Below are 16,108 nucleotides of genomic sequence, written 5' to 3' on the forward strand. Positions count from 1 at the left end.
GCGATACGGGAGATCGTCGCGTGGTCATATACAAGGATGGAAAGGCATGACAAAACTGAGGGCAGGCCCTTCGACAGGGCTCAGGGCAGGCATCGTTGGGGCGGGGATTGCGGGTGCAAGCTGTGCAGGCACGCTCGCCGCGGCGGGCTGGGAGGTCGACGTGTTCGACAAGGCGCGTGGCGCGGGCGGGCGCCTGTCGACCCGGCGTACGGAACAGGGCTGGGCTACGCTGGGTACCCCGTTCATCTCCGCCAAGCGCGAGCCTTTCCGCAGCCAGTTGCGCGACTGGGTGCGACAGGGCTGGGCCGCACCGGTTCGCGGCAACGTCTGGCAGGGACGCGCCACCATCTCGTGGGGGGAAGCGCAGTTGCAAAACCATTTCCGTCCCACCATCGAACCGTCGCAGCTGGTTCGCAAACTGCTCGGCGATGCCCGCCTGCACACCCAGTCACGCGTGGCGACCCTGCAGCCGCGAACGATCATCCTCGAGAATGGCGAGGTGCACGGCGACTACGACTGCGTGATCTGCAGCGTGCCCACGCCGCAGGCCATTCCCATGCTCGATGCGCTGCCGCTGTTGCGTGAGCGCCTGGGCGAGGTGCGCTATCGTCCGATCTGGTCGTTCCTGATGCGCTGGGAGGGTGGCCCCGCGGCGGACGTCATCAAGTTCGACGACCATCTGTTGAATCTGGCGGTACGCCAGACGGCCGACGGCCCCGGCCTGTGGGCGGTGCACAGCAGCCACGAATTCGCCGAAACCTACCTGGAAGCTTCGGAGATGGAGGCCAGCAACCGCGCGGCTTCGGCACTGATGGGCCTGTTGGGACTGCCGTGGCCGGTCGAGATCGAAGCCTCGCACCTGTGGCGCCATGCGCGTCCGCAGACCTCGGTCGGCGGCTTCTGGGTCAGCGACCGCGAGAGCCGGGTCGCCCTGATCGGCGACGGCATTGCTGGCGTCGGGGTCGAGCGGGCGTGGGAGAGCGGCGTGCGGCTGGCCCAGGCGCTGGTTCAGGCCCGGGAAGAACTCCTGATCTAGCGATCCCTTCCAGGGGCGGCCTGGCGGGTCAGCGCCCGCAGCGTGTCCATTTCCTCCAGCAGGTCGGCCACCAGGGCGGCAAGTTCCGGCACGGCGTCGAAGTCACGCTCCAGTTGCCGCATGCGCCGCGCGCGCAGCAGGCTGGCGCCGGAAAACCGCCAGGTGCCTGCCACGCTTTCGGCATGCGGGAAGAGGCCTTCCTCGATATGGCGGATGAGCCAGACGGGCTCCACGCTGCAGGCAGCGGCCACCTGTTCCAGCGTCAGCCAGGAATCCTCCATCAGGCAGCCGATCAGAATATCGTCGTCTTGCATGGCTCAATCCTTTTCCTGCGCGCGCGGATCGAACGCGAGTTCGCGCGCCATCGTTTCATACAACTCCCGCGCCCTCGGCGTCGTGGCCGGCGGCAGCACCACCTGGAGATCGAGCAGCAGGTCGCCGGGCGGCTGTCCGGGAATGCCATGGCCACGCACGCGCAACTGCCGCCCGCTCTGGGCGCCCTCGGGGATCCGTACCTTGATGCTGCCCTGCGGCAGATCCACTGCGACGATGGCGCCAAGGGCAGCTTCCCACGGCGCTACCGGCAGGGTCCGGTGCAGATCGCGGCCTTCCGCCCGGAAGCGCGGGTGCGGCTTGAACTGCACTTCCAGCAGCAGGTCGCCGGCTGGGCCCCCGCCCATCCCGGGGGCGCCCTGGCCCGCGAGACGGATGACCTGGCCGGCATGTACGCCTTTGGGAATCTTCACGTTGAGCGTACGGGTTTCCAGTTGAACCCGGCCTTGAGGGTCCACTTTCGGCGCCCGCAGCGAAATCTGCCGGGTGGCGCCGGTGAAGCTGTCTTCCAGATCGAGCAGCACCTTGGCATGGTGATCCTCGCCCTGTGCCCGGAAGCCGGCGCGGGCATGGCGGGTCCCCGCGTGCGCACCGCCCATGTGGCCGAACAGTTCGGCAAAGAAGTCGCTGAAATCGGCGGTTTCGCCGGGTGAGTAAGCCTGGCCTGTAAATTCGAAGCCGGCGTCCCAGTCCGGCGGCGGGCGGAACGTCTCGCCCGGCCGATGGCCGCGCCCCAGTTGATCGTAAGCGGCGCGCTTTTCCGGATCCGAGAGCACGGCGTAAGCCTCGTTCACCTCCTTCATGCGCAACTCGGCGTCGGCTTCCTTGGAGATGTCCGGGTGATACTTGCGTGCGAGCTTGCGGAAGGCCTTCTTGATCGTGTCTGCCGTGGCATCGCGCGCCACGCCCAGCGTCTGGTAGTAATCCTTGAATTGCATGCGGTTTCCCTGTTGTGGCGGCGAGCGCTTCGTTATTTATAGGCGACGCCCCCAGCGGACCGGAAGCCGCGACAGGGTGAGGGGCAAGGAATCGCCATGACCGTTGCCAGGGGACGCCTCAGGGCTCGGCGATGACGAACCGATTTCGGCCTTCGCGTTTGCCTTCGTACAGCGCCAGATCGGCCCGCTTGATGGCGCTCGCGAGGTCTTCCTGTTCGCCGGCCAGGGCCATCCCCATCGTCACGGTCAGCCTCAGGACTTCGCCGTCGATCGGCACCGGTGTGGTGCCTACGATAGCCAGGACGCGACGCGCCGATTGCCGGGCCTCGGTGGCTGACTTGCATTTCAGCAGCCAGAGGAATTCCTCCCCGCCATAACGGTAGAGCGGTTCATCGCCACGCAGGCTCTGCTTCAGGGTATTGGCCAGATGGCACAAGACCTGATCACCCACGGGATGGCCGAAGGTGTCGTTGATCGGCTTGAAATTGTCGACATCGATGATGACCACATAGAGCAGGGTGCGATTGCGTTTGGCTTCCTTCTGATACAGGGCAAAATCGTTTTCGATGCCATAGCGCAGTGGTAACCGGGTAAGGGGGTCGATACGGTGTGCGGCCGAAAGGATCAGCGTCTTGAAACGAGCAAGCAGGTCAATCAGTTCGGATTGCGACGCTTCAAAGACTTCGAGGTCGGCTTTTGCTCCCTTGCGGCCGGCAAGGACGGTGCTGCAGATTGACCGGATGGCATCATGCATCGTTTGGTGAACCGCTCCCACACGCGCGGCGGATGGGGCGTCCATCAGCTCGAAAAGCTCCCGATGCGTCCTAAACCACCCGCCGAAATGGCACAGAGTATGTGCTTTGAGGTCGAGCACATCCTCGCCGGGTGACGACTGCAGAACAACGCAACGCAAGATTCGGCGTGTCCACTCCAGGTGCGCCTCGACAGCAGCGTCGAGTTCAGCAACGAAACTCGTGGTATTGAGAGTCAGGTCTGTTTTGACCTGGTTCTCGTCCTGTTGTGTCGCGGTCATGGTGTGCGCACCCACCCTTTAAATGTCGCGCACGATGCGGAACCCCAGATTGAGGTCCAGTTCATTCTCCAGCCGGCGGCGGCGTGCGGCAGCCCGGCAGTCCTCGGGGCCATCGAACCATGAGCCGCCCTTGGTGACCACGGCTTGTGGCTTGCCGGACAGGGGACGCTCGGGGAGGCTGGCATGATCGCGGGTCCAGGAACTGGCGGTGAATTCCCATACATTGCCTGCCATGTCGTGCAGGCCCCAGCGGTTGGGGCGCAACTTGCCGGCCTCCATCGCGCCGCAACGGACAAAGCAGCGCGACAACAGGCGCGGCCGCTTGGGGCGTGCGGCGTCATAACCCTGGCTCGCGTTATAGAGCGCATCCGCCGGCGTGATGCGGTCACCCTGCGGATAGGCGCTCGACGCGCCGGCGCGATAGGCGTACTCCCATTCCTGTTCGGTCGGCAGACGGTAGTGCTGGCCGGTCTGCCGGCTCAACCAGGCGCAGTAATCGCGCGCCTCGGTCTGTCGCACGTTGATGACCGGCTTGCGGCCGGACAGCCAGACCAGTTCCGCACGCCGCCGCCAGCCGGTGGCACGGCCGTAGGCCTCGAACTCTTCCGTCGTGACGGGCAGCACGCCGATGGCGAAGCCGCGCTCGATCAGGGCAGCACGACGCGGGCGATCCTGCGCCGGCGCTGCTTCCCGTGGCGCGGCGCCGTATTCGAATGCGCCTGCCGGTATGACCGTCAGCATGGGCCCCAGGGTGCCGTCGGCCAGGGGATCCCGGAAGTGGGTGTCGGACAGGCCGTGCGCGTGCGCGGCATTCACTTGCAGCGCGATCAGCTCGCCTTCGTGCAGGGCAAACGTATCGGGTAGGGAGGGGGCTGTACGCTCGGGATTCATCGTGGCTGGAAGATGCAGGAAACCTGATTATTATGCCACTTCCGCATTGACCGGACGGCGGACGGGATGGCAGGGGGGGCCGCGACGCGATCCGGCGATTCGGGTGTCCTATGGGCGGGAATGAGGGAAAAACCGTGGAAAGACACTAAAATGTCATTCATTCGGACAACAATGGGCACACTGGGGACACCCCAATAATCCGGCGCCCCTCCCTACAACATGCTTTACATCGACCTCTTCAAATCTCTCGAACGTGCCCGCTGGAACATGGAAACCGACATTCCGTGGGACAGTTTCGATGCCGCCAAGCTGACCGACGAGCAGGCGCTGACCATCAAGATGAATGCCATTACCGAGTGGGCGGCGCTGCCGGCCACCGAGATGTTCCTGCGCGACTTCGTGCACGACAGCGATTTTTCCGCCTTCATGTCGATCTGGTTCTACGAGGAGCAGAAACACGCGCTGGTGCTGATGGAATATCTGCGCCGCTTCAAGCCCGATTTTGCGCCCACCGAGGACGAGCTGCACGCCATCCGCTTCCCCTTCGACCCGGCGCCGCCGATGGAAACCCTGATGCTGCACTTCTGCGGCGAAGTCCGTCTCACGCAGTGGTACAAGCGCGCCTCGGAATGGCATACCGAACCGGTCATCAAGCACATCTACGAAACCATCTCGCGCGATGAAGGCCGCCACGGCGGCGCCTATCTCCAATACATGAAGCGCGCGCTGAAGGAGGGGGGCCAGAGCGTTGCCGCAGCCTTCGCCAAGATCGGTTTCCTGATGGCGTCCAGCAAGCGTTCCGACAAGGCGCTGCACCCGACCAACCTGCATGTCAACGAAACCCTGTTCCCGAAGGACACCATCCAGTCGCGCCTACCCAATCCGGAATGGCTGGAGCACTGGCTCGACGAGCAGATCCGTTTCGACGATGCCTGGGAAAGCAAGGTTGTCGGCGGCATTCTCCGCAACCTGTCGAGCCTGCTGGGCCAGACATTCGAGAACGTGCGCGACCTGAACAAATATCGGAAGCAGGCGCTGGCGGCAGTTTGAGCGCTGCGCGTTCCGTGCCTAGTCGCGCCGGGAGAGTTCAGCCGCGCTTTCTCGCAACGGGCGGTGGAGATCCTGCCTGACATAGGGTTGCGCATGGCCCGACAATGCCAGCGCAATGCCGACCTCCCACTTGTGGGTGGGGAAATAGCCGGGCCAGGAAGGGCTGAAGACCAGCAGCAGGAAGGCGCCCGCCAGAGCGGCGACGCCCTGGACGGCACGCCGGTGCCGCATCACCGTGTAGGCGGTCAGGCTGATCGCCAGCCCGAGGAGCCAGCCTGCCATCACTTCACTCGGGCTGTGCGCCTCCAATGCCAGCCTTGATACCCCTACCGCGGCACCGATCACGAGGCCCAGGGATACGCCGGAAAGACTGAAGCGCTGCCCCGGCTCTGCCAGCAGTCGGCCCATCCAGACGGGAAGAATGGACGTGGCCAGCATGGTGTGGCCGCTGACGCCGGTAAAGTCCAGCGACGCGCTTCCCCATCCCCAGCCGATGAAAGCGATCTTGCTGGCGAGCACGATCGCCCCGCCTGTCGACATTGCCAGCATCCAGGCCAGGAGGTCGGACTTCTGTCCAGCGAGCCACAGCTCGGTCGCGATGACCAGGAACAACGGAAGCATGATGCCGGCCGCACCCAGATGGGTGATCACCAACCAGACTGCTGCAGGCGAAGGAAGCATCGTCGTCTAAGGCTTTGGTATTAGGGGGAAGCGCACAGCCTACCATCAACCGATGAATCGGATCGCCGAGCCTTCGGCCTGAATTTCCCGGCCCCGCACCGTCCCTCGGCGCATTCCTCGAAGCGCTTACGGGGGAATCAGAGCTTTCTTACATCTGTGTAGACCGGGGCTGAATGATGATGACCATGAGAAGAAAAGCGCTTGCGTATGGGTGCAGCCGGATGCATGAAATTCAGACCACGGCCGATCACACCGCTTTTTTTATCGAGCACAAGCACGTGGAGCGAAGGGGAATCAGCCATTAAAAAAGGTGCGGTCGTACCCGAGAGCTTGTTCACTGCGACGCCGGCGGCAAAGACCCCGCCCTTGCAGCGGATCAGCGCGATCCTGGATCGAGAAACGATCGCGTGGGTCGTACTGGGGATTACGCTGTTTCTGACTATCGCCTTGTGGCGTTATTCCGAGACGGAGTTTGCCAGACGGGCAAACGAAAGTTTCGAGAATGACGCCAGAAAACAGGAAACCCTCCTGCTCGGCCGCATGCAGGATTACGAGCAGGCGCTGCGCGGCGGTGCTGCCCTTTTTGCCGCGAAAAGCCGGGTTAGCCGCGCGGAATGGCACGCTTATGTCGAGATGCTCCAACTCGACAACGGCCTCCCCGACATCCAGGGCACCGGCTTTTCCCTCATGGTCCCCAAGGAGGCGAAGCAACGACACGAGCGCAGCGTGCGTGCGGAAGGATACCCCGCCTACACCATCCATCCGGCCGGCGACCGCACGATTTACAGCAGCATCGTTTATCTCGAACCCTTCAGCGGGCGGAATTTGCGCGCGTTCGGTTATGACATGTTTTCCGATCCAGTTCGCCGCGAGGCTATGGAGCGTGCACGCGATAGCGGCAATCCTGCCCTGTCGGGAAAGGTCACGCTCGTTCAGGAAACGGGGCTGCAGAACCAAGCCGGTTTCCTGATGTATCTACCGGTTTATCGCAACGGGATGCCGCACGACAGCGTGGCCGCACGACGGCGTGCGTTGCTCGGCTTCGTCTACAGCCCGTTCCGGGTGGACGATCTGTTGAACAGGGTATTTGGCGACGCTGAGCGGGAAGTTGAAATCGAACTGTACGACGATCAGCCGAGGCCGGAAAACCTGCTCTTCGCCTCCACCGGTTCTGCGCATGTTTCTCGCTATGTGACCGACAAGGTTTTGCAGATCGGCGGCCATCGCTGGACTGCGCGCTTCAAGAGCAATTCCGTATTCGAATCGAGAACGGAAAGCGCCCAGCCCCGCATGATTCTTTTCGGCGGTCTGGCGCTCGATCTGCTGTTTTTCTCGGTCCTCTATATGAATGCGCGACATCGCCGGGCGATGCGCGATGTGGCGGAAAAACTCGAAACCAGCCTCGACAGCTTCAAGGCCCTCGTCGAAAACGTCCCCGGGGCCGTGTTCCGGGCTGAGGTAGGATCATCTTCGCCGGTGCAGCAACTCAGCATTGGTATCCAGGCACTCACGGGCGAGCCGCCGGAACGCTTTGTTTCCGGAGCGGTTTCCTATATCGATTTCATCCACCCGGATGACCGGCTCATGGTGAGCCAGGCGATTTCCGAAGCGATTGCCAAGCGGAGTATTTACAACATCGAATATCGCATCAGAACCGCCGATGGATTCCCGCGCTGGGTCAGCGAACGAGGCCGCGTCACGTCGGACCATGACGGCCGGGCGCGATGGCTGGACGGCGTCATACTGGACATCACCGAGCGCAAAACCGCCGAAATCATGATTCGCGACTTCGCCTACAACGATCCGCTGACCGGACTGCCCAACCGCCGTCTTTTGCTGGACCGCCTCGAGCATCAACTCGCAGCCAGCAGCCGCAGCGGAAGATACGGCGCTCTTCTGTTCATCGACATGGACAATTTCAAAATCATCAACGACACGCTTGGCCACGAGGCCGGCGACCGGGTGCTGGGTGAGGTGGCGCGGCGCCTGCTCGCCAGCGTCAGGGAAAGCGACACCGTGTCGCGCCTGGGTGGCGACGAATTCGTCATCATCCTCGACAACCTGGGCGACACGGCGTCCGCGGCCGCCGTGGAGGCAGGCGAGCTGGGCCACAAGATCCTGACCAAGCTCGCACGGCCCTACCGGCTCGGCGAACAACTCTGCATCAGCACACCCAGCATCGGCATCGCCACGTTCTGCGGTCATGCAACAAGCGCTGATCAGTTGCTCAGGCATGCCGATGAAGCCATGTACCAGGCCAAATCAGCTGGCCGCAACCAGTTGCATTTCTACGTGGATCCGCCCTGTGCAGCAGCACGTACCGGCTAATGCCCGTGATCCCCGCCTTCCGGCGCGCATAGGATTGATCGGGCCCTTACGATTCGCCGCATCGAGACGGCGAGGGAAGAAGTCAGAACCAATGCGAGCCGTATAGCCGCAAGCTGGCCTTGAAGCCCTTCTCGTTCTCCAGCGGGATCGCGACATAGGGCTGGCCCTGCTCGTCGGTTTTTCCGCTTGCCAGGGTCGTCTTCGCACTCGACCATCCGCTGTCGGCCAGGACGAAGCCGACCTGCCAGGATACGGTCGGGTCTGTCGGCGGAATGGCGCTGATCACGACGGTGTCGCGGAACAGGTATTCGCCGGGCACGTAGTGGTCGTCGCGCGCAGCATCCTCGCCGGTATAGGTGATCATCGATACGGCGAGCTGGATCGTGAACATCATTTCCCGGCTGTCAGACGGCCGCTTCGACAGGTCGAGGAAGGTGGAGAAGAGATGCGGATGGCGCGCATCCGGCCTCAGGGTGCCATCGTCCTCGAAGAGTTCGGCACGCGATCGCAACATGGCGCTGTTGTTGGCCACCGTGCGGCGGGTGAGATCGAAGTCGAGCGCCCCGCGGGTGGCGACCGCCACCTCGAAGTAGTAGCCGACCTTCGTCCCCAGCAGCTTCTGCAGTCTGGCCACGGGCGGAAGCGGCAGGTTTTCGATTTCCAGCACGCCATTGACGCTGACGTCGCCGAACAGGAAGCGGGTGAGATTCTGGAAGCCTTCCTCCGAATTCACGATGCCGTACGGACCGCTGTGGCTGCGGTGGACGTGGGCACGCGGTGCACCCGACACATAGGCGTTCTCGATGCGCACCAGCCCATCGCTCAGTTCGCCGGCAAGCAGCCGGGAGGCGCCGCGCGCCACATCGTAGTCCTTGCTGTTCGTACCGACCAGGCAGAAGAATCGGCTCGGGTCGAATTTTCCGTCGAGCGAATTGACTCCGACGGCCTTGTCCTTGATGTCGAGATACTTTCGCATCTCGTCGCGGTTGAAGTTGTTCATGTCCCACAGACCGAGGAATCCCGGAACATTCATCCCGGCCATCTCGATGCCGTTGTGGGGCGTGGCGAATGTGAACACCTTGTCGACAAGCTTGCGCGCCGCGTCGCTGCCGGCCGCGCCGTTCTGGAGGAAGCAGCGGCAGACCAGGCCGCCCATCGAATGCGCCACCAGATACACCCTGAAGTCCTCGGGCTTCATGCGGCCGTCGAGGCAGACCTGGTCGCGCACGCGCAGGATCAGATCGCTCAGTCCTTTCGCGGCATCGACGATCGTGGGCACCTTGCCGGACCCGAAATCCGGATCGGCCGCATCGTAGTAGCGATGGATGATGATGCTCTGCAACGGGATCGGTCCGGACTCGACCTGCAGGCCGTCGCGGTAGATGTCGCTGTAGCCTTCTTTCAACAATCGCACGATGGGCGACTCGAAGAAGACCTTGCGCACCGCGCCGTCCCAGGCCTGGCGCGCCTTGGTCGAACCGAGTTCGAGGCCCATGTACGGCGTCGAAGTGGTTTCGGTGATTTCCGATTTCGTCATCGCGTAGCCGCGGACGTAGATGATGGGGTAACGCGGGGTATCGGCCATGCCGTCCACTCCTATCCGAATGCGATTGATATCGAAGGTTTCTAGGCTGCCCTGGCGGTACGTTGCCGATTCAGCCAGCGCCAGATCGTGCCGCCCGGGGCATCCTGGCCGGTCAGCAGATAGCCCAGCACCCCGAAGTTATACAGGCAGAGGCTCTGCAGATGGCGGGCCTGGCGCTCGCCGCAGAACAGCAGACGATCGCCCACCTGCAGCAGGACATCCGGTTCCGGCATCAGGATCTCTGTGTCGCCCCGTTTCAACAGCAGGGGAATGCAGGCCAGCGTCTCGTCCCGGCCGGCCGGGTTGCGCAGCAGCGCCTGCAGCGGGACGGACGTGCCGTCCCGTATGGCTTCCCAGACTGCCTCGGTCTGGCTGCGCGAAACCTCCACGTCCCACACGTCCGGCATGGTGTTCTCCAGTACGGCGGCGATGCGGCTGATCAGCACGTCGACCCAGGCGTCGTCGCGCGATCGGGCCAGGCTGAAAAAGCGGGAGAGCAGGGGCGTGATGAGCAGCGACAGGAATTCATGGGCGACGATGCGGAAGGGCTGCATCGTGACATTGGCGCGGAAATGCTGGAACAGCAGTTCGTTGGCATGGCGATTCTGGCGCAGCACGGTGAACAAGCCGGGATTGAGTTCGCGCGCCGTCATGACGATGGACAGGTTGTTGATGTCGTCGTCGGTGCCGGCGACGATGCCCACGGCGTCCTCGATGCCGGCTTCCAGCAGGGTATGCGCCTCGGTTCCGGTGCCGACGATGCAGTCGTCGCAGCCGGTCTTGAGCGGGGTGGCCTCCACCACCACCGGTTCGATGCCCACCCGCTTCAGGTGATGGGTGATGGCCTTGCCGAAACGGCCATACCCGCAGATCACCCACTTGCCCCGCGGCGGCTCCAGCGGTTCGGTGAGGCTCTCGCCGGGTACTCCGGTGAGCCATTCATACAGCAGATGATGGCCCGGCGAATCGACCGCCATGGCGATGTGTTCCCCGAACGTCTCGAAGGCCAGGACCACTTCGTCCGTACCGAACGAGGCCATGTTGGCTGCGGTTTCGAGCGAGTCGGTCCGGCACAGGACGGGCAGCTGCGGCCGCAGCAGCTTGACCGTCACCGCCACGCTCAGATTGGCGCGGTCGTCGTTGGTGAGCGCGATCACGCCGGCGCAGTGCTGATGGTTGAGCCCGGCGACGAGCAGGTTCTCCGGCAGGCTGGCGTCGGCGCACAGGGCCGGAATGTCCAGGTGATACTGTCCCAGTTCCAGGGCGCCGACCCGGTCCGGATCGATATCCAGCACCACGGCCTGCTGGTTGCGGTTGTCCAGCGCATGCATGAGCAGCGAACCCGTCTCGCCGCAACCGGCGATCAGATAGAACGGCTGGCGCAGGCGCTTGATCCTGGCGGCAAACCGGTTGCCCCTGGCCGCGCGCAACAGGGCCGGATCCTGCAGCAGGTTCAGGATGAAGCCGATGCTGTAGAGCCAGGCGATGACGGTCAGATAGATGACGACGATCGTCCAGGCCCGCTGGGCGTCGCTGAAGGTCCCCGGTACTTCGCCGAAGCCGATGGTGGTGGCGGTATAGCTGACCACATAGAAGGCATGGAAAAAATCCATCGGTGGCGCCGGCCGGCCGGCGGCGTCCACGCCGGGAATCAAGGTCATGCCCAGCAGCGAAATCGCGTAGCTGAGGATCAGGAAGATCAGCGGCGCGCGCATGCGCCGCAGGATCAGGAACAGCGTATTGTGCATCTCAGCGCCGGAACATCACGGTTTCCACCAGCAGCATGGTCACCGACAGGACATTGGCGGCCAGGGCGCCGGCGGACATCGACACGATGCTGGCCGTGGCATCCGGCGTCAGCCCCGTGCCGTCGAAATACACGGCCGATGCCCAGATCCAGGCGGCTGCCAGCAAACCCAGGTCCGCCACCAGGCTGCTGGCGAGGTGGATGGCCCCGATCTGGGTGCGCTCGCCGAACTTCAATACGGTCGCGACGAGATTGACGATGATAGCGAAAAACAGCTCATACACATGGTGATGCGCCGGATTGTCGATATCGCCGAACACGAAGCCGAAGTTCAGCGTCATCGCCAGGATGATGAAAAAACCGAATACGACCTTCTCAAGGTTCATGATGCGTCGGAAGAGTGGGGATGAGGACGATTATAGAGCGCCTCGCGCAAGGGACCGTCCGGGGCGGGCCGTCCGTTCCCGTCAGCGCTCGGTTTCGCCCAGGCGGAAGTCGGGATTCCAGTCGAACGTATCGACCGCCTTGTCGATGGACACCGTGCCATCGGCTTCAGCGATGTTGTATACCCCGGACTTTCCGCACGTCGCCGCCCGCCGCGCCGCATCGGCGGCGGCATCGACGTGCAATGGCCCATCGCCGGGCGGCCGGTCGAAACCCGTCCCGGGCCCATAGAGTTTTCCGTAGCGCAACACGATGCCCTCGAACGGCGCAGTCAACACCTGCCGTTCCAGGCTGGCCACGGCGCGCGCGGACAAGCCGATATCGGGATCATCCAGATTCAGCGACGCGTCCTCGCGGTATGGCATCGGACCGGGCGCGTAGGCAAAAGCAATGCTCTGGGCCACCATGCGTTTCACGCCCGCCGCAATCGCTGCGGCAACCAGGTTGCGCGTGCCGATCTCGCGGATGCGTGCATTGCGGATTCGTGCCTCGGCCATTTTCTCGGGGGCCAGCGCAGGCGGAAGATCGGTCAGCTGGTGGATGACGATATCCGGCTGCGCCTTCCGGACAACGCCAAGCAGCGACGGCGCATCGAACACGTCCACGATCACCGGCTCGACACCCAGGTCGAGCAGCATCGAAGCCTTGTCCGTCGAGCGGGTCGTCCCGGCCACGGACCAGCCATCGCCAACCAGCATGCGGCAAAGACGGCGGCCGATCACTCCGCCCGCGCCGGCAACGAGAATTCTTGTCTTTGGCGTGCCAGACAGGGTCTGGCGTACGGAAGCGTTGTTCCGTTGCCGTATCGGGACATCAGCCATGCGATCTCTCCAAGGCGACGGAGATGAACGAAGACCACGTTTCGTCGGGTTGCCAAATATCGTTCATGAGGGCGAATGCCCGCTCGTGCATCCAGCCCTGCCGGATGACGCGATACAGCCCCAGGAAAGCGGAGACCCGCATGTTGGCCGCGCAGTGAACCCAGATCGTCTCGCCTTCGTTCCTGGCCATGACCTCGAAGAATGCGAGGAGATCGGCGTGGGTGGGTGCCGAGAACTGAACAGGAATATGCACATAGCGCATGCCAAGCGATCGAACAACACCCGCCTCGTCAGGCAGGGAGTAACGCGGATCGTCATGGAGTGCCAGATTGACGACAAGAGTAAACCCAGCCTCCGCGATCTCGCGCAACTGGTCCACAGAGGGTTGTCCGGAGGTGCTCAGCCGATCGTCGACAGCGCGATAGTTGCGGATACGGCTGAAAATGGAATTGTCCATGTCAGGGTGGGGGGGCTGAAGGGACGTGTTTTAGTCGGTCACGCTTGAATGAATCGTTAAACGGCTCCACCCGGACCGCCTTGGTGTACCTCATAGCGCAACTCAGCCATGCCAGCCCCCATCTGATGAACTGACATCAGGCGAAGAACTGGGCTGAGCAGTCTGCGAGGGAAAAGTGGCTTGCCCTTGCCGAGGGTGACCGAACCCACCTGGATGATCAATTCGTCCAGTAAGCCAGCGTCGTAGAATTGGCCCGCGAGATCCCCACCTCCAACTATCCAGATGTTTTTGGTGCCTGCAGCCGCTTGCATTTCAGCGTGGACGTCGCGTACTTCTCCATTGACGAATCTGATGTTTGCTCCTTCGATGATTGGAAGCCTGCGGCTGGAGAATATCCAGGCTGGCTGCGTGTACGGCCATGCCGAGCCGGTCTCGGAGGCAAGCTTTTCAGCGTTGTGCGCCATCCATTCGTAAGTTGCTGATCCCATTGCCAACGCACCGACATCGGCAATGAACGCTGGATAGCTGGAGTCATTCAGGTCGCCAAGCGGAAACAGCCAGTCAAGTGAGTCATTCTCTGTCGCAATGAAGCCGTCGAGACTTGTCGCTGCGTAATACTGCGTTCTCATTGCTATTACCCTGAATAGGATTTCATCCGTCTAAGGTGAGGCCCACACGCTACCTGGTACCAGGGCCCGGGGTCTCGTTTGTCAGCTTGAAGGCGCTTGCCCGCTCGCTTTCGATAGGTCGAATCTCGAATGTCAGTCCGCAGGCCAGGCAAGGATTCTGGGATGCCAGGGTGACGGCCTCCTGCAGGTTGGCAGCGCAGAAAAACCAGTAGCCCCCAATGACCTCCTTTGCCTCTGCATAGGGACCATCCTTCACACCCGATCGCGAAACCAACCTGGCTTGCGTGGCAAGCCTCTGGCCTGGCTTGAGCCTGCCTTCTTGTACGAGGCGATCGTGCCAGACGTAGAAGGCATCGATGGCGCGCTGGATCTCTTCCGGGGATTTGTCGGAATCCCATTTCCCGCGCGAAAGAACCAGGAAATCGAAAAGGGGAGAGAGATCGGGCACCGGTTTCTCCAGATGAGCCGTGAGGCAAACACCGTCAATTTAGCGCATGCCGTGGCCTTGCCTCAATGGCGTCGCCCGGTTCGTTTCTCTTTGCGTAGGCACCTTGGGCGCTGACATTTGGTCGGTTTTCGATCACGGAAGTTCGCGGCCATCGAAACGGCCGCGCTTGAGCGTCAGCCGCGCCGGGCCGCTTCGATCGCCGCGATGTCGATTTTTCTCATCTGCATCATCGCCTCGAACGCACGCTTGGCTGCAGCGCGATCGGGATCGGCGATTGCGGCAGTGAGCGCGCGCGGCGTGATCTGCCACGACAGGCCCCACTTGTCCTTGCACCAGCCACAGGCGCTCTCCTGACCGCCGTTGTCCACGATCGCATGCCACAAGCGGTCGGTTTCGGCTTGGTCGTCAGTCGCAACCTGGAACGAAAAGGCCTCGTTGTGTTTGAACGCCGGACCGCCATTCAGGCCGAGACAAGGGATGCCCATCACGGTGAACTCCACCGTCAGAATGTCGCCCAGCTCGCCCGCGGGATAGTCGCCGGGCGCACGACAGACCGCTCCCACTGCGCTGTCCGGGAAGGTCTCGGCATAGAACTTCGCAGCGTCCAGGGCGGTGCCGTCATACCAAAGGCAGATTGTATTCTTGGGGACCATATCCATTCTCCATTCGTGGTGTCAAAGATGGCGGTTGGACGTCCAGTTGCCAGCCGATGTGAGCGATTTACACGTATCTTCTGCCATGGCGGCTTAACGTCGAAGGTAACGTTAGAATTCAGCCGACCGCGGCAACCGGCTGTTAGGCCGCCCTCACTGACGCACATAGCGCACGTGTGTTGCGGCTGGACCATCAAGAACCCTGTCAATGCGAAACTGCGGCCCGGGCTCGCGTAGGTTCTCGAAGAGCCGCCGCCCGCCGCCGAACAACACGGGCGCCAAGGCGATTTCCAGCTCGTCGACGACACCCAGGTTCAAGTACTGCTGGATCACATCCGCTCCACCCGCGATACGAATATCACGACTGCCTGCGGATTCCCGAGCCAGCTCTAGGGCACGCTCCGGCCCGTCATTGATGAAGAAGAAGGTCGTCCCACCGGGGCGTACCCAGGGTTCGCGTTTCTCATTGGTAAGAACGTATACCGGCGTGTGAAACGGAGCCTCCTCTGGCCAGACGCTCTCGCCCTGGTCGAACATTCGCTTGCCCATAATGTTGGCACCAATGCGCTCTATGGTGCTGCGAACCAGATCATTGACCGGGCCGGTCTCTCCCCCTGGTCCGAACTTGAGGTTCTCGCGGAAGTACTGTTGATTGATGATCCAAGCCATCAGCGCACCCCACTTAGCACCCCAGTTCTTGTACCCAGGATTATCCATGGTCATTCCTTCCGGTGCCATATAGCCATCGAGGCTAAGTCCAATGTTGACGAATACTTTGCTCATAATTCTCGATTCCTTTAATTTTGGCCTCGGGCTCAGCAAACAGGGCTTCATGCGCTGCAGCAAATCTCGACTGTTATGTACCAGGCGATTTCCTGGTACTACTTGTCGACGAATAAGCAGGGGAGGTTTCGACAGCTTGCCTAAAGTTTTTTTGATTGGTCAGGCAACTGGTTTGGGTGAGGCCTATGCGCCACCTACAAAGGCAAGCAAGAGCAGACCAGGCAGGGATTTGACGGATACGCTCTTTGCGG

At 62.3% G+C, this 16,108-nt stretch carries 17 protein-coding genes; 3 read left to right on the forward strand and 14 right to left on the reverse strand.

What is annotated here, in order from left to right:
• Positions 1-46: 46 nt before the first annotated feature.
• On the forward strand, positions 47-1,036 hold the full coding sequence (locus tag ABT23_RS06205) for an NAD(P)-binding protein (RefSeq protein WP_296632668.1): 990 nt from the start codon (positions 47-49) through the stop codon (positions 1,034-1,036).
• Here the strand turns inward: ABT23_RS06205 and ABT23_RS06210 are convergent.
• From ABT23_RS06210 to ABT23_RS06225, 4 genes are all read right to left on the reverse strand, one after another.
• A complete protein-coding gene (locus ABT23_RS06210; protein ID WP_296632672.1) occupies positions 1,033-1,350 on the reverse strand; it encodes a chaperone modulator CbpM in 318 nt (105 codons plus the stop codon). The genes ABT23_RS06205 and ABT23_RS06210 overlap by 4 nt on opposite strands.
• 3 nt (positions 1,351-1,353) lie before the next feature.
• The gene (locus tag ABT23_RS06215) at positions 1,354-2,307 is read right to left on the reverse strand and encodes a DnaJ C-terminal domain-containing protein (protein WP_296632675.1); all 954 of its coding nucleotides are present in this window, start codon (positions 2,305-2,307) and stop codon (positions 1,354-1,356) included.
• 118 nt (positions 2,308-2,425) lie between these two features.
• Positions 2,426-3,340, reverse strand: coding sequence for a diguanylate cyclase (locus tag ABT23_RS06220; protein ID WP_296632677.1), 915 nt, complete (start codon positions 3,338-3,340; stop codon positions 2,426-2,428).
• A gap of 18 nt (positions 3,341-3,358) precedes the next feature.
• Positions 3,359-4,231 carry an SUMF1/EgtB/PvdO family nonheme iron enzyme gene (locus tag ABT23_RS06225; protein WP_296632679.1) on the reverse strand — a complete coding sequence of 291 codons (873 nt, stop codon included), beginning with the start codon at positions 4,229-4,231 and terminating at the stop codon, positions 3,359-3,361.
• Positions 4,232-4,450: 219 nt separating this feature from the next.
• Between ABT23_RS06225 and ABT23_RS06230 the strand changes: the two genes are divergently transcribed.
• A complete protein-coding gene (locus ABT23_RS06230) occupies positions 4,451-5,281 on the forward strand; it encodes a ferritin-like domain-containing protein (RefSeq protein ID WP_296632682.1) in 831 nt (276 codons plus the stop codon).
• Positions 5,282-5,299: 18 nt separating this feature from the next.
• Here ABT23_RS06230 and ABT23_RS06235 read toward each other — a convergent pair whose 3' ends face one another.
• A complete protein-coding gene (locus tag ABT23_RS06235) occupies positions 5,300-5,932 on the reverse strand; it encodes a phosphatase PAP2 family protein (protein WP_296632685.1) in 633 nt (210 codons plus the stop codon).
• Between the two features lie 255 nt (positions 5,933-6,187).
• Between ABT23_RS06235 and ABT23_RS06240 the strand changes: the two genes are divergently transcribed.
• Complete coding sequence (locus tag ABT23_RS06240) at positions 6,188-8,290, forward strand: GGDEF domain-containing protein (protein ID WP_296632688.1); 2,103 nt, start codon at positions 6,188-6,190, stop codon at positions 8,288-8,290.
• Between the two features lie 82 nt (positions 8,291-8,372).
• Here ABT23_RS06240 and ABT23_RS06245 read toward each other — a convergent pair whose 3' ends face one another.
• The 9 genes from ABT23_RS06245 to ABT23_RS06285 form a co-directional block, all read right to left on the reverse strand.
• Positions 8,373-9,875: a hypothetical protein gene (locus tag ABT23_RS06245; RefSeq protein ID WP_296632689.1), complete on the reverse strand. Its 1,503-nt coding sequence runs from the start codon at positions 9,873-9,875 to the stop codon at positions 8,373-8,375.
• Positions 9,876-9,916: 41 nt separating this feature from the next.
• Positions 9,917-11,623, reverse strand: a complete 1,707-nt coding sequence (locus tag ABT23_RS06250; protein WP_296632692.1) for a potassium channel protein — start codon at positions 11,621-11,623, stop codon at positions 9,917-9,919.
• Position 11,624: 1 nt separating this feature from the next.
• Positions 11,625-12,008: a DUF6394 family protein gene (locus ABT23_RS06255; RefSeq protein WP_296632694.1), complete on the reverse strand. Its 384-nt coding sequence runs from the start codon at positions 12,006-12,008 to the stop codon at positions 11,625-11,627.
• An 81-nt stretch (positions 12,009-12,089) separates the two neighbouring features.
• Positions 12,090-12,887 (reverse strand): NAD(P)-dependent oxidoreductase, encoded by a 798-nt coding sequence (locus tag ABT23_RS06260; RefSeq protein ID WP_296632697.1) that lies wholly within the window; start codon positions 12,885-12,887, stop codon positions 12,090-12,092.
• Positions 12,880-13,344 (reverse strand): protein tyrosine phosphatase family protein, encoded by a 465-nt coding sequence (locus ABT23_RS06265; RefSeq protein ID WP_296632699.1) that lies wholly within the window; start codon positions 13,342-13,344, stop codon positions 12,880-12,882. The genes ABT23_RS06260 and ABT23_RS06265 overlap by 8 nt, the downstream gene beginning before the upstream one ends.
• Before the next feature lie 56 nt (positions 13,345-13,400).
• Positions 13,401-13,973: a dihydrofolate reductase family protein gene (locus ABT23_RS06270; protein WP_296632701.1), complete on the reverse strand. Its 573-nt coding sequence runs from the start codon at positions 13,971-13,973 to the stop codon at positions 13,401-13,403.
• Between the two features lie 49 nt (positions 13,974-14,022).
• A complete protein-coding gene (locus ABT23_RS06275) occupies positions 14,023-14,421 on the reverse strand; it encodes a YciI family protein (protein ID WP_296632704.1) in 399 nt (132 codons plus the stop codon).
• 173 nt (positions 14,422-14,594) lie between these two features.
• Positions 14,595-15,080, reverse strand: coding sequence for a VOC family protein (locus ABT23_RS06280; protein ID WP_296632707.1), 486 nt, complete (start codon positions 15,078-15,080; stop codon positions 14,595-14,597).
• 147 nt (positions 15,081-15,227) lie between these two features.
• A complete protein-coding gene (locus ABT23_RS06285; protein ID WP_296632710.1) occupies positions 15,228-15,857 on the reverse strand; it encodes a dihydrofolate reductase family protein in 630 nt (209 codons plus the stop codon).
• Positions 15,858-16,108 lie beyond the last annotated feature (251 nt).

This window comes from Thiobacillus sp. SCN 63-57, assembly GCF_001725555.1.
Classification (GTDB): Bacteria; Pseudomonadota; Gammaproteobacteria; order Burkholderiales; family Thiobacillaceae; genus Thiobacillus.

Excerpts from the sequence above, each read along its gene's own strand:
- ABT23_RS06265 (WP_296632699.1), bottom strand. The coding sequence starts at position 13,344 with ATGGACAATTCCATTTTCAGCCGTATCCGCAACTATCGCGCTGTCGAC.
- ABT23_RS06220 (WP_296632677.1), bottom strand. The coding sequence starts at position 3,340 with ATGACCGCGACACAACAGGACGAGAACCAGGTCAAAACAGACCTGACT.
- ABT23_RS06260 (WP_296632697.1), bottom strand. The coding sequence starts at position 12,887 with ATGGCTGATGTCCCGATACGGCAACGGAACAACGCTTCCGTACGCCAG.
- ABT23_RS06245 (WP_296632689.1), bottom strand. The coding sequence starts at position 9,875 with ATGGCCGATACCCCGCGTTACCCCATCATCTACGTCCGCGGCTACGCG.
- ABT23_RS06240 (WP_296632688.1), top strand. The coding sequence starts at position 6,188 with ATGAAATTCAGACCACGGCCGATCACACCGCTTTTTTTATCGAGCACA.
- ABT23_RS06230 (WP_296632682.1), top strand. The coding sequence starts at position 4,451 with ATGCTTTACATCGACCTCTTCAAATCTCTCGAACGTGCCCGCTGGAAC.
- ABT23_RS06210 (WP_296632672.1), bottom strand. The coding sequence starts at position 1,350 with ATGCAAGACGACGATATTCTGATCGGCTGCCTGATGGAGGATTCCTGG.
- ABT23_RS06255 (WP_296632694.1), bottom strand. The coding sequence starts at position 12,008 with ATGAACCTTGAGAAGGTCGTATTCGGTTTTTTCATCATCCTGGCGATG.
- ABT23_RS06225 (WP_296632679.1), bottom strand. The coding sequence starts at position 4,231 with ATGAATCCCGAGCGTACAGCCCCCTCCCTACCCGATACGTTTGCCCTG.
- ABT23_RS06270 (WP_296632701.1), bottom strand. The coding sequence starts at position 13,973 with ATGAGAACGCAGTATTACGCAGCGACAAGTCTCGACGGCTTCATTGCG.
- ABT23_RS06250 (WP_296632692.1), bottom strand. The coding sequence starts at position 11,623 with ATGCACAATACGCTGTTCCTGATCCTGCGGCGCATGCGCGCGCCGCTG.
- ABT23_RS06285 (WP_296632710.1), bottom strand. The coding sequence starts at position 15,857 with ATGAGCAAAGTATTCGTCAACATTGGACTTAGCCTCGATGGCTATATG.
- ABT23_RS06205 (WP_296632668.1), top strand. The coding sequence starts at position 47 with ATGACAAAACTGAGGGCAGGCCCTTCGACAGGGCTCAGGGCAGGCATC.
- ABT23_RS06280 (WP_296632707.1), bottom strand. The coding sequence starts at position 15,080 with ATGGATATGGTCCCCAAGAATACAATCTGCCTTTGGTATGACGGCACC.
- ABT23_RS06215 (WP_296632675.1), bottom strand. The coding sequence starts at position 2,307 with ATGCAATTCAAGGATTACTACCAGACGCTGGGCGTGGCGCGCGATGCC.